At 40.6% G+C, this 15,968-nt stretch carries 9 protein-coding genes; 3 read left to right on the top strand and 6 right to left on the bottom strand.

The features are described 5' to 3' along the window. Positions 1 to 6: 6 nt before the first annotated feature. The 5 genes from parE to QQK05_RS02700 form a co-directional block, all read right to left on the bottom strand. Positions 7 to 1,893 (bottom strand): DNA topoisomerase IV subunit B, encoded by a 1,887-nt coding sequence (gene parE, locus QQK05_RS02720; protein WP_284295850.1) that lies wholly within the window; start codon positions 1,891 to 1,893, stop codon positions 7 to 9. Positions 1,894 to 1,966: 73 nt separating this feature from the next. Beyond that, on the bottom strand, positions 1,967 to 2,542 hold the full coding sequence (locus QQK05_RS02715; protein ID WP_284295849.1) for a YqiA/YcfP family alpha/beta fold hydrolase: 576 nt from the start codon (positions 2,540 to 2,542) through the stop codon (positions 1,967 to 1,969). Between the two features lie 4 nt (positions 2,543 to 2,546). Beyond that, positions 2,547 to 3,305, bottom strand: a complete 759-nt coding sequence (locus QQK05_RS02710) for a metallophosphoesterase (RefSeq protein WP_284295847.1) — start codon at positions 3,303 to 3,305, stop codon at positions 2,547 to 2,549. A 2-nt stretch (positions 3,306 to 3,307) separates the two neighbouring features. Further along, positions 3,308 to 3,706 (bottom strand): DUF1249 domain-containing protein, encoded by a 399-nt coding sequence (locus tag QQK05_RS02705; protein ID WP_284295846.1) that lies wholly within the window; start codon positions 3,704 to 3,706, stop codon positions 3,308 to 3,310. Positions 3,707 to 3,797: 91 nt separating this feature from the next. Next, positions 3,798 to 4,436 (bottom strand): NUDIX domain-containing protein, encoded by a 639-nt coding sequence (locus QQK05_RS02700; RefSeq protein ID WP_284295845.1) that lies wholly within the window; start codon positions 4,434 to 4,436, stop codon positions 3,798 to 3,800. A 157-nt stretch (positions 4,437 to 4,593) separates the two neighbouring features. On the opposite strand from QQK05_RS02700, the gene tolC reads away from it, so the two are divergent. From tolC to QQK05_RS02685, 3 genes are all read left to right on the top strand, one after another. After that, the gene (tolC, locus tag QQK05_RS02695; RefSeq protein WP_284295844.1) at positions 4,594 to 5,931 is read left to right on the top strand and encodes an outer membrane channel protein TolC; all 1,338 of its coding nucleotides are present in this window, start codon (positions 4,594 to 4,596) and stop codon (positions 5,929 to 5,931) included. 182 nt (positions 5,932 to 6,113) lie between these two features. Then, positions 6,114 to 11,378, top strand: a complete 5,265-nt coding sequence (locus QQK05_RS02690; protein ID WP_284295843.1) for a response regulator — start codon at positions 6,114 to 6,116, stop codon at positions 11,376 to 11,378. Continuing rightward, the gene (locus tag QQK05_RS02685; RefSeq protein WP_284295842.1) at positions 11,365 to 12,426 is read left to right on the top strand and encodes a response regulator; all 1,062 of its coding nucleotides are present in this window, start codon (positions 11,365 to 11,367) and stop codon (positions 12,424 to 12,426) included. The genes QQK05_RS02690 and QQK05_RS02685 overlap by 14 nt, the downstream gene beginning before the upstream one ends. 54 nt (positions 12,427 to 12,480) lie before the next feature. Here the strand turns inward: QQK05_RS02685 and QQK05_RS02680 are convergent, their stop codons facing one another. Further along, positions 12,481 to 15,039: a TonB-dependent receptor plug domain-containing protein gene (locus tag QQK05_RS02680; protein WP_284295841.1), complete on the bottom strand. Its 2,559-nt coding sequence runs from the start codon at positions 15,037 to 15,039 to the stop codon at positions 12,481 to 12,483. Positions 15,040 to 15,968: the final 929 nt, after the last annotated feature.

The following is a 15,968-nucleotide window of genomic DNA, read 5'->3' as shown; positions in this document are numbered from 1 at the left end:
GACTACTTATACTTGGGCTAAATCACCGTGTTGCTGTAGCCAGTCTTTGCGATCGCCACTGCGTTTTTTCGACAACAACATATCCATGGTTTCCATGGTTTGGTCAAACTCATCTACGGTTAATTGCACCAAGCGTCGCGTGTTAGGATCCATGGTAGTTTCACGCAATTGTAATGGGTTCATTTCACCCAAACCTTTGAAGCGCTGTACGTTAACTTTGCCGCGTTTTTTCTCGGCTTCAATGCGATCTAATACCCCATCTTTTTCCGCTTCATCTAAGGCATAGTAAACTTCTTTACCAATATCGATACGATATAGTGGTGGCATCGCGACATAAACATGGCCAGCTTGCACTAATGGTAAAAAGTGCTGGGTAAACAATGCACACAATAATGTGGCAATATGAAGACCATCAGAGTCAGCATCAGCAAGAATACAAATTTTACCGTACCGTAGGTTCGATAAGTCTTCACTATCAGGGTCAATGCCTAATGCAACAGAAATGTCGTGTACTTCTTGAGACGCTAAAATCTGACCAGATTCTACTTCCCAAGTATTTAAGATTTTACCACGTAATGGCATTACGGCTTGGATTTCACGATCACGTGCTTGTTTCGCACTACCACCAGCTGAGTCACCCTCTACCAGGAACAATTCCGTTCGCGTTGGGTCTTGGCTACCACAGTCAGTTAACTTACCAGGAAGTGCTGGACCTTGCGTCACTTTCTTACGGACAACTTTTTTACTCGCACGTAAACGACGCTGCGCGTTTGAAATACAGAACTCTGCTAAGCTTTCAGCAATTTCGGTATGCTCATTTAACCATAAACTAAAGGCATCTTTGACCACACCGGTAACAAATGCAGCACACTGGCGTGAAGATAAACGTTCTTTGGTTTGACCGGCAAACTGCGGATCTTGCATTTTCACCGATAGGATAAAACTACATTTATCCCAGATATCGTCAGGTGTTAATTTAACCCCACGTGGTAGCATATTTCTGAATTCACAAAACTCACGCATCGACTCCAAAAGGCCCTGGCGTAAGCCGTTTACATGAGTACCACCTTGAATGGTTGGAATAAGGTTTACATAACTCTCGCCAATAGACTCGCCACCTTCTGGTAACCAGGTAACCGCCCAGTCAGCTGCTTCACTTTGTGATGAAAATGAACCAATAAAAGGCTCTTCAGGTAAGCTTACATAACTTTTTACTGACTCTTTCAAGTAGTCACGTAAACCATCTTCATAACACCAGCTCTCTTTAGAACCATCGTTTTTGTCATGAAATTTGATTGTTAATCCAGGACATAAAACCGCTTTAGCTTTTAATAAATGTTTTAACTTTAAGGCTGAAAATTTGTGTGAATCAAAATAACTCGCATCTGGCCAAAACTTAACGCGTGTACCCGTATTTCGCTTACCCACGGTACCGACTTCTTTTAGCTCTTCAACCTTCTCACCATTTTCAAAGGCCATTTCAAATACTTTACTGTCACGTTTTACCGTCACTTCAACGCGTGTAGACAAGGCGTTTACTACCGAGATACCTACACCATGCAAACCACCAGAGAATTGATAGTTTTTATTCGAGAATTTACCACCAGCGTGAAGTTTACTGAAAATAAGCTCAACACCTGACACCCCTTCTTCTGGGTGAATATCTGTAGGCATACCACGACCATCATCGAATACTTCAAGTGACTGATCTTTATCTAAAATAACCGTGATATTTTGAGCGTGTCCCGCTAAAGCTTCATCGACTGAGTTATCAATAACCTCTTGACCCAAATGGTTTGGTCGATTGGTATCGGTATACATGCCGGGACGACGACGTACGGGTTCTAAACCACTTAGTACTTCGATAGATTCTGAATTATATTGTTCGCTCATGAGTGGTATCTAATCGTTATAGTTATTGTTTACTAAAGCTTAATGCTGTGATTTCGCTAACAAGCCTATAGTTTTACGGTAATTGGAAGAATTTAACAATAGTTGGCAGCATTTTATCAAAATTGATAAAGCTATGATCGCCCCCTTCTTGGACGATTAATTCGCAGTTTTTATACTTTTCGACTGCCTCTTGGTAATTTAACACTTCATCATGGGTTTGTACCATGACTAGATAGTTTTTTTCAGTAATTTTTATCTGTTCCAATGCTTTCAAATCGTCAACAAAACTCTCGTTAACGTCAAAAACTTCGTTCGTATATGGATTAGTTTGCTCTCCCATAAACTGGGTTAGTAACTCATAAGGTTTCACCGCAGGATTCACCAAGACAGCTTTAACATTATACTTTTGAGAAAAATACGTTGAAAAATACCCGCCCAATGATGAGCCAATTAAGTACCATTCATCACCTGGATACTGATCAATAATACGCGTTAGCTGCTTGATGGCAGAATTTGGCGTATTCGCCAATTGAGGGCAATGAAACGCGATATCTGGAAAATTGGCCGCAAAATAATGTTTGGTTTGCTGAGCTTTCATCGATTGCGGTGACGAATTAAAACCGTGGATGTGGAGAATATGCTTGGTCATAGAACTATAAAACTGCGTGAATACGTTGCACGTAAGAAGAAACTGTACCATTGTCATTGAGTTCGAAAACCCTATAGCCAATATCATCATACTCAGCGACTAATTCATCTTCATGCTTGGCAAAGGTAATTGACGTTGCTGGGCTAGTGTACAACGCAATGTTTTGATTATTTGACTGAGGCACACTTAACTTCATGCCTCTATGGACATGGCCACACGCAATGACACTGATCGATTCAGCCTGATTAACCGCATGCCAGAACTCGCTCTGGTTTTTCATCCCATGACGATCTATAAAGTATCCTACATCAACAGGATGATGATGCATTAACAAACATTGAAAGTAGTTATTATCGAGGTTGGCGATACGTTTAAGTTCTGTATCATCAACCCATCCAGCGGGTGTCTGACTTTTACTATTCACTAGCTGTATTTGCCATTTACCACGAGTTATCGACTTCAATCCGTCAAACACTTCTCCACTTAGCTCACTTTCTAACAATTCAGGATCATCATGGTTCCCTGCTAGGTAATAAACAGGCGTAGACAATCGTGTATCAGCGATAGCTTGATTAAATAACTGATATGACTCACGGGTATGGTCTTGTGTTAGATCACCTGTAAATACAACAAAATCAACACCTTGAAGTTGATTGATCTTTGTTAATGCAGCTTTTAACTGAGGATATACTTTTGCGCCAAAATGCTGTCCATCAGGATCAGCAAATAAATGGCAGTCGCTAATTTGAACGAATTTGATCATGATTAGTTTTTAATAATATGCGGAACTTGACTGACTTTGACTTGCCCTTGGCTCAAGCACAACTGCAACCACTCTTTTAGAAACACCATAACTTGCTGCTTTTCATCCGGTAAATGCATCTTACTATTCGGGTAATCATATCGTGGCGCGATACGATGGATATGCTGGCTAGAAATGACTTCAGTCATTCGAGCATCATGATAAAGTCTTATGACCATATTGGGTTGAAAGTGCTCACCAATATCTGAAGAGGTAAAATTTGTTGATTGCATGAAGGCAATTTTAGAGGTGTATTTCGTGACCTCTTGGACTTCAAGATGATATGACAAGTGGTCGTTAATAAAAAACTCCCGCACTTCCCCCTCAACACTTTTATCTGCTAGTAAGCGAAGCAGTAACATATAGTTAGCCTCACTAAGCTGCATTATGTTGACAAGGTTAGGTCGATATTTATTGAAAAATGCCACATGTATACCTGTATATTTGCAAACGTTATTTAACGTACTTACTACGCAAACGATCAACGTTTAGGGCCAACCATTGTAACGCAATAATTGTTACGCCGTTATTGATTTTCCCTTGGGCCAACAACTCCATTGCCTGTTCTCGTTTCATCACATGAATTTTTATGTCTTCCGATTCTTCAGCAAGACCGTGTACACCGCCCACGCCATCACTATCAATTATTGCACCGTACAAATGCAACTGCTCTGTGGTGCCACCTGGGCTAGAGAGGTAATTCATAATATGAAAGACATTTTCTGGCGCTACATCAAGGTTTGCTTCTTCTTTAGCCTCTCGAATTGCAGCATCAATAGGGTCTTCATTTTCACCGAACATACCAGCAATAAATTCCACCAACCAAGGTGAATAGTCTCTGTTAATAGCACCTACACGAAATTGTTCATTTAAAACAACTACATCCTTTATTGGGTCATAAGGCATTAACACTACTGCATCACCTCGCTCAAACACTTCACGTGAGATTAAGTCACTGTTTTGACCATCGAATGTGCGATGCGTTAAGGTGTATTTGTTAATTGAGAAGAAGCCTTTGTAACAAGTTGTAATAGAATTGACCATATAGTCAGAGCTATCATATTGAAATAACAGATCTTTATTGTTGTTCATGATACGTTTTTTCTCATAATTAAGAATGTAAAAAAAAAATAATTTGTTACACTACAGTTAGATTTTAAACAGTTAATAGTTTTGGTTAGCGCTCTAAACACTTTACCATAGGCGTACAGGGTAATAAGCAACCAGCATACAAGGGAAAAGGTTAAATATGAAAACCAAATTGCTATCAGTAATGATCGGCTTAGCGAGTGTAGGCGTTGGGTTCTCAGCTCAATCTTCTAACATTCTTGAAAACTACCAACTGGCATTAGCCAACGATCCCGTTATTTTGAAGGCTCAAGCAGAATTTGAAGCATCAAAAGAAGGTATCACACAAGCACGCTCAGTATTACTTCCACAGATCAATGCATTTGCTTCTGCGGGTATGAGTAGCAGCGAAAGCTATGTTACTGATCTTGGTCAAACTGTTGATACAGATGTAGATAACACGACATGGGGTGCTAGCCTATCTATGCAATTGTACCATCATGATACGTGGTTGAAGCTTGATAACGCTAAAAAATCAGCACATTTAAGTGACTTAACATATCAGTCTGCTAAACAAGACTTAATTGTGCGTGTTGCTAATGCATATTTTGGTGTACTGAGCGCACAGGACGATTTAGAGTTTGCTAATGCTGAACAGAAAGCAATCGAGCGCCAATTAGAGCAAACAAAACAACGTTTTTCAGTTGGCCTAACTGCAATTACGGACGTACATGAAGCACAAGCTCAGTTTGACAGTGCCGTGACAGCAGTTATCCAAGCAGAAAATCAATTAGCAAGTGCCAGCGAAACATTACGTGAAATCACAAATGTTTATCCACGAGATTTAGATATATTAGATACTAATCGTTTCAGTGCGTCGGCTCCTGCGCCAACGAGTGCCGACGAATGGCAACAAGTTGCAGAGTCTAAGAACTTAGAAATTCTTGGTCAGAAAGTCTCTGTTGATATTTCTAAAGAAAATATCAATATCGCACGCAGCGGCCACTATCCAACATTAGATTTAACAGCGCGCTATCAAGATTCAGATAACACTATCGACAATGGTATTCCAGATCCACGCCTTAACTCTTCTTCAATTGGTGTCCAGCTAAATGTGCCAATTTATTCAGGTGGTGCGATTTCTAGCTCAGTGCGCCAAGCACAAAGCTTATATGTAGCGTCTAGCCAAGGTTTACAATCAACACAACGCGGTGTTGTTCGTAACACGCGTAATGCTTACAACACAGTTATTGCTACAGTATCTGCAATCAAAGCATTAGAACAATCTGTTGTTTCTGCAGAAAGTGCACTTAAAGCAACAGAGGCAGGCTTTGAAGTGGGTACACGTACTATTGTTGACGTTTTACAAAGCACACGTAACTTATACAATGCTAAACGTAATTTATCATCAACTCGCTACTCATACATCAATGCAATCCTAGCGTTGAAACGTTCTGCGGGTACAATTACCGATGCTGATATCACAGCGATTCAAGCAGGCCTAATGCCTGCTAGCTAATCTTTGTTCACGATAATAAAAGCCACTCTTTATGGGTGGTTTTTTTATGTTTGTTTTTTATACGAAATTTCTCTAACTATTTCATTAGCAACATAATAAATCATCAGTTATATTTATTAACAAGCTATTGACAACTGTCTATTTATCAATCGAAAGATAGTTCACCAAAAGGAATTTTGTTCATGTGGTCTTACGGCAAGTTTATTTGTCAGATTTTACTCCTCAGTTTACTTTTCGTAATTGCTGAAAAAGGCTACGCCCAGAACAGTGAACAAACCCTTCAACTCACGCAAGAGCAGCTACAGCAGATTGAAAAGCATGACAACCTGCGTCAACAAGCCTTTTCTCTCGATGAATTACAACGCTTATCAGGTGAATTAAAGTATATCGACGAAGTACTGACGTCCTCTGTATTAAGCTACATCTTCTCTGGCGATGAAAAGTGGTTAATTCGCTATCAACAAAATGAGCCCAAGCTAACGCAACTGATCGAAAGACTACTTGATTTGCAGGTCATAGAGGATAGAGCGTTAATCGAGATTATTGAAAAAACCAATGAACAGTTAGTCGCCATCGAACTTGAAGCCATAGCATTGTCTGAAAACGACCAACGTCAAGCAGCCATGGAGCTTATTAACGGCGAGCCCTATCATCAGCTCAAAGATGAATATATGAACACCCTGTCGGCATTTATTGAGGCGATTGGTCAACGTGCCCAATACGCTAATAATAATTTCGACAGCTCTCAACTCATCCTGTCTTTGCAAGAATCCACATGGCTCGAAAATAACGAAGTTACCATAGGTATTGAGCATTGGCCTCCTATATTATTTATGGATGAAAATGGCACGCCAAAGGGGCTTGCAGGTGAAATCATCAAGAAAATCATTACCAAAGCAGACATTCGAGTGAAGTTTGTTACGGGCACATGGCAAGAACTTTTTGAGCAGTTTAAGCGAGGAGAAATTGACGTATTACCTCATGTTTACTTACTTGAGGAGAGAAAAGAGTTTGGTCGATTTACAACGGCATACTTTTTAGTCAGAGAGCTATTTTACGTCAAAAAAGACAATAACAAGTTACAAACAAATGCTGACCTAACTAACGCAACTATTGCTATTTCAGAAGGCTACACAACGATTGATAAGATTAGCGATCTTTACCCTGCCATCAACATTGTTAAAACAGCCAATTTAGCAGAGTCGGTAGAGCTCGTGTTAAGTGGTAAAGTTGATGCTTTGCTCGATGCAAAAGTTGTCGTTGACGATATTATTGCCAAACAGGGAATCGAAGGGCTTAGAGAAATAGATGAGGACGTCATCTACCCAAGTTCTTTACACATACTAACTCACATTGATCTGCCTCATTTACACGATGTTATGCAAAAGGGCATCGACAGTGTCAACATTAGCGACATTGTTATGACCCGCAATAACTGGTTAAGCATAGGAAACAATCAAAGTCCGACCACAGCGGATACTAATGCGGGGCAGATGCTATGGTGGTCCTTTGGCCTATTACTTTTATTATTGGTCGTTGGCAGCATCATTAGCTCGCTGGTATTGAAAGCCAACGATAAAGAACTTGCAAACAAGTTTAACTCATCAAGATTTAGGCGTGGTGTTCTTGGTGGGCTTTTAGTGCTATCCAACGTACTTATTTTCACTGCATTTTTAGTTACCAAACATGCGGAAAATCAGTCTTTGCAGTCGCTACAATACAACTTACATACACTGTTAACGACCACACATCAGCGTTTAATGGTCTGGGTTGAATATGAATTAAACAACCTTTCGGGATTAAGCAAAGACCAAAGGCTGGTAGAGTTAACAGAAGAATTACTATTACTGCCTACCGATCAACAATCGCTTGTAAATAGTCCATTACAAAAACAAATTAGGCAACGTATTAGATATCAAGAAGGTGAGAACTTAGGTACCGGCTTCTTTATCATTTCCCCCGACAATATTAGTTTAGCCTCTAGTCGAGATGAAAACATCGGTAGTGTAAATCTCATTTATCAGCACTACCCAGAATTACTCAACCGAGTAAAACAGGGTGAATCGGTGTTTGTACCGCCTATGCGGTCAGATGTGATGATAGGAGAGCAAACACCAGAAAACGCTGAAGATCAAACACCACCTACAATGTTTTTTGCTGTTCCCATAAAAAACAATCGTAATCGTGTTATCGCCATATTAACTAAACGCGTCGACTTCGATGGTGCATTCTCCTTCATTTTATCGGCAGGATTCATCGGAAAGAGTGGTGAAACCTATGCATTAGATCAGTCGGGAACGCTATTATCAAATGTAAGATTTGAAAATGACCTGAAAGCCATAGGGCTACTTAAGCAAGGTCAAAAAGCTTCGTTAAATTTGAGGGTAGCTGCACCGCCTGAAAACCTGTTAAACAAAAAAACACCCACAAGTGCAAGCCCAAACTGGCCATTAACTGAGATGGCTAAACAAATTGCATTGAAAAAATCTGGCGAAAACCTGGCGGGTTATCGAGATTATCGAGGTGTTGAAGTTGTTGGTAATTGGCAGTGGAATGAAACACTTCACATGGGACTGGCCGCCGAAGTAGATGCCGCCGAGTCTTTTGCCCTGATCAACACGTTTAAAAATACAGTGTGGGCAGTCGTTATCATTGCTCTAGTGCTTATTTTTGGCTCAACATTATTTACCTTACGTGTTGGTACCCGAGCGACCAAGACACTTGCGCGTTCTCAAGCAGAACTTGAGCAAAAAGTGGCTATGCGAACCAGTCAACTTCAAGTCAACATGGAGCGCACACAAAGCATAATAAACAATGCATCAGACGGCATCATTGTTGTCGATGACTATGGCCAAATAACCGAATTTAGTCCTGCCTCTGAAGCAATTTTTGGCTATACAAGTGATCAAGCGCTCACAATGAACATCTATCAGTTGATGAATGTCCCATTTCATCACAAGTACTTAGATGAGCGAAAAAATGATGCTAGCGACAATAGAATCTTTGAATTAATTGGTATCTGCCATGATCAAACACTGATCGATATTGAAGTGGGTGTAAGCGAATCTCTGATTGACAATGACCACTTCTACACAGCTTTCGTACGTAATACCACAACGCGAAAAGAAGCAGAGCGAGAGCTACAAAAAGCCAAAGCAAAAGCTGAAGAGGCTACACAAGCTAAAAGCGACTTTTTGGCAAATATGAGCCACGAAATTCGCACGCCAATGAATGCTATCATTGGGATGAGTTACTTGGCGTTACAAACGGAACTATCGCAAAAGCAAGCTGACTACATTAATAAAATACATAGTTCTGCAGAAGCTTTGCTCGGTATCATCAATGATATTTTAGACTTTTCTAAAATTGAGGCAGGTAAACTGTCCATTGAGCACATTCCATTTGACTTGAATGAGACAATCGATCATTTGGTGCAAATCACGTCTCACAAGAGCCAACAAAAAGAATTGGAGCTGTTAATTGATATCGATCCTCAATTACCAACCCATTTAATTGGCGATCCATTACGTTTAGGTCAAATACTGATTAATCTAACGAACAACTCACTTAAATTTACTGAACGTGGTGAGATTATTGTCAAAGCTCGATTGAAAAAGCAACGCGACAAAATGGCACTTATCGAGTTTTCAGTAAAAGACTCAGGCATCGGTATGACTGAGGCGCAAGTCCAAGGGCTTTTTCAGTCTTTTACCCAGGCGGATGCATCAACGACAAGAAAATATGGTGGCACAGGGTTAGGCCTAACGATTAGTAAAACCCTAACTGAAATGATGGGAGGCGATATTTGGGTAGAAAGCGAATATGGCAAAGGGAGTACCTTCTTCTTTACGACTAAATTCCCGATTTCAGATATCGCCCAAAATAAAATCCTGGCGTCTCCCGAAGCACTTGCTAATTTGCCCGTACTAATCGTCGATGACAGCAAGCCGTCACGACAAATTTTGTCAACCTTAGCAATGAGCCTCAAGTTCAAACCTGATTGTGTATCGAGTGGCAAAGAAGCGCTAGAAAAGTTAGTCACAGCTCAAAAGAATAAAGCGCCTTACGCCATAGTGTTAGCCGATTGGAAAATGCCTGAAATGGATGGTATTGAGCTTTGCAGAGCCATTGAAGATAACAAGCAAATCATTGATAAACCAAAAGTAATTATTATCACCGCTTATGATAAAGACGATATGCTTGAACAGGCTCACAATGTACACCTCGATGGCTCTTTAACCAAGCCAATCAACGCATCAACGTTACTTGATAGCATTATGGTTGTTATGGGAAGTGAGGAATATCACACGACCCGTAAAAGTGCAGCGCCAGTGAAAAATCATGTGACACAAAATTTAGCAGGAGCAAAGGTCTTGCTGGTTGAAGATAACGAAATAAATCAACAAATTGCGCTTGAGCTGCTAGCCATGGCGCAAATTGAAGTGGACACCGCGTGGAATGGCCAAGAAGCTGTCGACAAAATTAAGCAGCATAATTATGACGCAGTACTAATGGACGTACAAATGCCAATAATGGATGGATATACTGCGACCAAACTGATCCGCCAGATGCCGGGGTATCAATCTCTCGCGATTATTGCGATGACGGCAAATGCGATGGAAGGTGACCGAGAAAAATGCATCGAAGTCGGCATGAATGACCACGTACCTAAACCCATTGATCCCAAGCAAGTTTTTAAAACCCTAGACATGTGGATTGACACAACCAATCTACCAAAACAAGTTCAGCCCCCAGAAGCACTTATTGAGAACTCTGAAGAAGATGCGTTTGATTTAGCTGAGTTTGATGTTGCTGGTGCACTGAATCGCATGGGCAATAATAAAAAACTCTACAAAAAAACCTTGGAGCGTGTCGCTGATTCTCAGAAGCATGCCATAGAGAAAACCAAGTCAGCACTTAGCGATAAAGACATTAAACAGGCTATATTGAACATACATACGCTAAGAGGTGTAGCGGCAAACATTGGTGCTAACTTTTTACTACCATCAGCCGAAGCATTGGAGTTAACGTTAAACAAACACTTAGATGCTCCTGAAACACTTGAACACGAGGAAGTCAGCAGGCTTATCAACGAGTGCCAGCAGCACCATGAACGTATGATAAGCACAATAAATAGCTGGCTTGTAAGTGTAGACGCAAACCGAACAGCAGAAAACCAACCGCAAAATAACATGGATGATGCTGATCTAATTGCGCAGTTAATTATTATTAAAGAAAAGCTAGAAAATTACGACTCTAGTGCAAACGACGACTTTGAAGAACTATTCAATTTTGCCCACGAGCCCGCAATTAAAATTAAGTTAGATAATATATATAGCTTAACGAGCCAATATGAATTTGATTCTGCAGGCGAGCAGTTAGATGAGCTACTAAATAAATTGTCGCCTGAGTCAGCAATCAAAAGCCACCGTCTTGGTTGTCGATGATACGTTAGCTAACATCGAAGTAGTTAAAGGTGTATTAGCAAATGATTACATTGTTCAGGTTGCCCTAAAAGGGGACGCTGCATTAAAAATCGTCGAAAAGCGTCAGCCAGACCTAATATTACTCGATATCATGATGCCTGAAATGGATGGGTACGAAGTGTGTGAAAGGTTAAAATTACAAGAGTCTACCCAAGACATTCCAATTATTTTTCTCACAGCAAAAGCACAAGAAGAAGATGAAACTAAAGGCCTATCACTCGGCGCGGTTGATTATATTACTAAGCCAATCAGCCCGCCCATCTTAAAAGAAAGAGTGAAAAACCATCTGATTTTGAAACAAAGTAAAGACCTATTGGCTAAGCAAAATGAAATTCTAGAGGAGCGAGTCATCCAACGCACATCTCAGCTAGCCGAACTCCAAGATGTCGCAATGGTTGCAATGGGTGCGTTAGCTGCATCACGCGATCCAGAAACCGGTAACCATATTCGTCGAACTCAATACTATGTAAAAGCCTTAGCCAAAGAAATGGCGAAGAAGAGCCAGTACAGCGAATTCCTTCAACCAGATGTCATCACGTCCTTATATAAATCGGCACCATTGCACGACATTGGTAAAGTTGGAATTGAAGACAGCATTTTGCTCAAACCTGGCAAGCTAACAGATGAAGAGTTTGAGACCATGAAACACCATACGACGTATGGACGCGATGCCATTACAGCAGCTGAAGCAAGTATGGATAATGCTGACAATTTTTTAATTTTTGCAAAAGAAATTGCTTACTCTCATCATGAAAAATGGGACGGCTCTGGCTACCCAGAGGGATTAAGTGGTGAAGATATACCATTTTCAGCAAGGTTAATGGCGATAGCAGATGTTTACGATGCACTCATTAGTAAACGCGTATACAAGCCCCCTTTTAGCCATGAAAAAGCTGTTGGGATTATTTTAGAAGGTAAAGGTAGTCATTTCGATCCTGAAATGGTCGATTGTTTCATCGCTATTGCCAGCCAATTTGACCAAATAGCGCAAACATACAAAGACGAATAATGAACCAAAAAAAACGCCCCTCATAGAGGGGCGTTTTGCTTTTAGTATTTACTATTAGAAGCTGTAAGTTAACTTCGCGTAGTAGTAGCCACCATTGTAATCAAATGGACCACTTTCGTAGTACTTAGCACCTAACACACCATATGTACCGTCTTTAAGCTCTTGAGCTTCTTGGTCAAAGATGTTGTTTGCACCTACAGATACTGTAAACTCATCATTGATAAAGTAGCTTACTTCAGCATCAAACGTAAGTGCTGAATCAGCTGTTTCACTACCCCAATCAGACGTATCATCAGCATGAACCGCGTAGTACTCACCGAAGAAGTTAGCACGAACAAACATGTGAATGTTGTCCCACTGCTGTGCCATCGTTAACGTACCGCGATGATTAGGCATACCTTCTTCTAAGCGACGAACCTTGCCTTCATCTGTTGTTGCAGGGTTGAACTTATCAACTTCAGTTTCATTCCAGTTGTAAGCAAAGCTAAATTGCGTATCACCGTCAAATAAAGCCATTGAGTAGTTAGCAACAATATCAATACCTTGAGTTGTTGTATCAAAATCATTAGCAAAGTATGTAACTGCAGAGATTAACTCTGGGTTTTGTACACCTAACGCTTCTAACTCAGCATAGTCTTCTGCACGCACATCAATTTGACTTGATTGTGCAATACGGTCAGTTACTTCAATGTTGTAGTAATCAACTGTTAAGAAGAAGTCACCGTTTTGGTATACCGAACCAAATGCGTAAGACGTTGATTCTTCCGGCGTTAATTCTTTACCACCGTAGAATGACGCTAGTGGATCAGTTGGTGGAGCTAAGAAACTTTGAATAAGCTCACCGTTAACTAATGAAGTCGCTGTATTTACTACGTTTGCTTGACCAACTGTCGGAGCACGGAAACCAGTACTTGTAGAGCCACGTAATGAGAAATCATCACTTACTGAGTATTGGAACGTTAACTTGTAGTCAGTTGTGTTACCGAAAGTACTGTAGTCTTCGAAACGTAATGCAGCACCTACCATGAAGTCTTCAGTTAGGTATGCTTCCGTATCGATGTATGCAGCAACTGAGCGACGCTCATTTAAACCTTGAGCTTCAGGTCCGAAACCTTTAAAACCATGTGAACCGATATTGAAACCTTGGTCAGCGTATGGGCCTGCTTTCCATGAAGCTTCTTCACCAGAGATGATTTCAAACGACTCTTCACGCCATTCTAAACCCATCGCTAAGTTTAATGGCTCATCTAATGCATCGATATCGATACCACGCACTAAATCAACGTTGAACATTTTCTCAAGTTGAATGTACTTACCCGTATCAAATTCAGTCGGTGTATCTAAACCTAAAGAAGGGTTTAATGTGTTAGATAAGTTAAAGTCTGATGCGTTACGACCAACAGAGCCTGATACGTCGTAGTGCCAATCTTTTAAGAAACCGCTGTGAATGTCACCACGAGTACCCATAGTGATTGAAGTATCGACAATGTTACCACCAAACGCTGGCGTGTAACCGCCTGGGAAGATCTGGTTCATTGAGAAACAGTTCGGATCAGCAACCATATCTTGATACGCTTGCGTGTCTAATACATTTGGCACATTAGCAGGAACTACAGCACAAGTGCGCGCAGCACCATTTGCTTGAGCGATATCACCAACTAATAGTGTTTCACCACCATCGATAGAGTAAACGTTGCCACGATTGTGAGGGTTACGGTAGTAGAAACCACCAACGACATCACGCTCAGAGTAGTTACCAAACATGTACGCTTCTTTGTCACCACCTAAATCTAAACCGAAGTTACCAAAGATAGTAATATCGTCAGAGATTTCAGGGTTACCCCAAATTTGCGCAGGATCAGCAACCGCAGTATTACCTGCGTCAATCAAACCTTGAGCATCTGGACGTTGAACAGAACGAGATGTTGCATCTGCATTCTTGTATTGGAAACTTAAGTTAGCAAAGCCATCATCGCTTAACGGAAGACCAATGTTACCATCAATCGTTACCGTATCACCGTCACCTTCATAGAACTGACCGGCTTTAACAGAAAGTGAACCACCTTCTGAGTCATCTTTTAATACGAAGTTCATTACACCAGCGATAGCATCTGAACCGTACTGAGCAGCTGCGCCGTCACGTAAAACTTCAACTTGTTTAAGTGCAACGCTTGGGATCACAGAAATATCTGGACCTTGTGCACCATCATTGACACCACCACCTTGGAAAGCGATAACTGACGCACGGTGACGACGTTTACCGTTCAAAAGGACTAATGTTGAGTCTGATGATAAGCCACGTAAGTTGACTGGACGAATTAACGTCGCTGCATCAGAGATAGGTTGAGCACGTACGTTAAATGACGGTACTGATGTTGCTAACTGGTCAAGCATATCTGATGAGCCTGAACGACCTAGTTCATCACCACCTACGATATCTACAGGTACAGCAGAATCTGCGATAGAGCGAGGTGCTGCACGAGAACCAACAACAACAATTTTTTCTACATCTTTTGCCTTTTCTGCATCAGCTTCTTCAGCAAATGCCGGCACTGTTCCAAGAGCAAGTCCTACAGCGATAGCTAGACTGCCCGTTCGAAATGTTTTAGACATGTTTCCTTCCCTTAAATTCTTATTTTTTAGAATTTTATTGCTAGCATTTTTTGCCAGCTAATTATTATGGAGAGCATGTTTAACTTTGCTGTTTGAGTTTTGTTCGAGACAAAAGCGTTGTAATCGCGGTGTGAGGTTTGTCGCCTAGTGAACTAAGCAAAACACCTCACAACAAAGAGTAAAACGCTTGTAGCCGAACCCTTCGGGCAGTGTTTGTTGTCGTTTATACTGTGTTAGCGTTCTATCATGTGGAATGACCACAAATCTAAAACACCGCCTTGTCTAAACTTCCAACACGCAACTGCAAAAACAAACATGAAAGCTCAACACGCTCTTTTGCGTGAATTCTAAATACGCAAAATGTCGTAATTGACATATCTTTTATAAAACAGCTACAAACCGTTTACAAGCGGGTTTCGTTCAAAAAAAACGCAAAAATCGCTCAACAAATCGTACCAGACACTTAATGTACGAAATTTCGGGAAAATAAATTGTCTTACCAAAATAGCCCATAGCCCTTTAAAAACCGAGATATCGGCGTTTCAGTGTAGATAAATTACATATGAAACTTTTCGTAATTAGAAGTTAAAAAATTTCATAAATAAATTTTAATTTTTTTTCTACAAAGCCTATGTTTTACATAATATTAACAAGTTTGTTGGCTAAACTTTACACTCGTGCTGTTTTATTTATGAACAATTCTTATTTTTCTCATAAAACCTTCACATCAAAGCGCCAAACTCGATTTAAATGATCACAATCAAAATTGTGCATACGTATGCACATAATTTCTTGAATGCATAACATCATGCATACGTATGTAGATGATTGCCCTAAAAACTCACATCGGCATAATCGATAACAACTTATTACACATAGAGTGACGAACTGCCGCCCTAAAACTCTAATCGGCAGTCTAGATGACTATT

Origin of the sequence: Thalassotalea loyana, assembly GCF_030161435.1 — a bacterium.
In the GTDB taxonomy this organism is placed as follows: Bacteria; Pseudomonadota; Gammaproteobacteria; order Enterobacterales; family Alteromonadaceae; genus Thalassotalea_G; species Thalassotalea_G loyana.
This window is presented reverse-complemented; position numbering and strand designations above follow the sequence as displayed.

Bases quoted from the DNA above. Each gene is read 5' to 3' on its own strand.
- QQK05_RS02710 (WP_284295847.1), bottom strand. From the start codon at position 3,305: ATGATCAAATTCGTTCAAATTAGCGACTGCCATTTATTTGCTGATCCT.
- QQK05_RS02680 (WP_284295841.1), bottom strand. From the start codon at position 15,039: ATGTCTAAAACATTTCGAACGGGCAGTCTAGCTATCGCTGTAGGACTT.
- QQK05_RS02705 (WP_284295846.1), bottom strand. From the start codon at position 3,706: ATGTTACTGCTTCGCTTACTAGCAGATAAAAGTGTTGAGGGGGAAGTG.
- QQK05_RS02690 (WP_284295843.1), top strand. From the start codon at position 6,114: ATGTGGTCTTACGGCAAGTTTATTTGTCAGATTTTACTCCTCAGTTTA.
- QQK05_RS02700 (WP_284295845.1), bottom strand. From the start codon at position 4,436: ATGAACAACAATAAAGATCTGTTATTTCAATATGATAGCTCTGACTAT.
- tolC (WP_284295844.1), top strand. From the start codon at position 4,594: ATGAAAACCAAATTGCTATCAGTAATGATCGGCTTAGCGAGTGTAGGC.
- QQK05_RS02715 (WP_284295849.1), bottom strand. From the start codon at position 2,542: ATGACCAAGCATATTCTCCACATCCACGGTTTTAATTCGTCACCGCAA.
- parE (WP_284295850.1), bottom strand. From the start codon at position 1,893: ATGAGCGAACAATATAATTCAGAATCTATCGAAGTACTAAGTGGTTTA.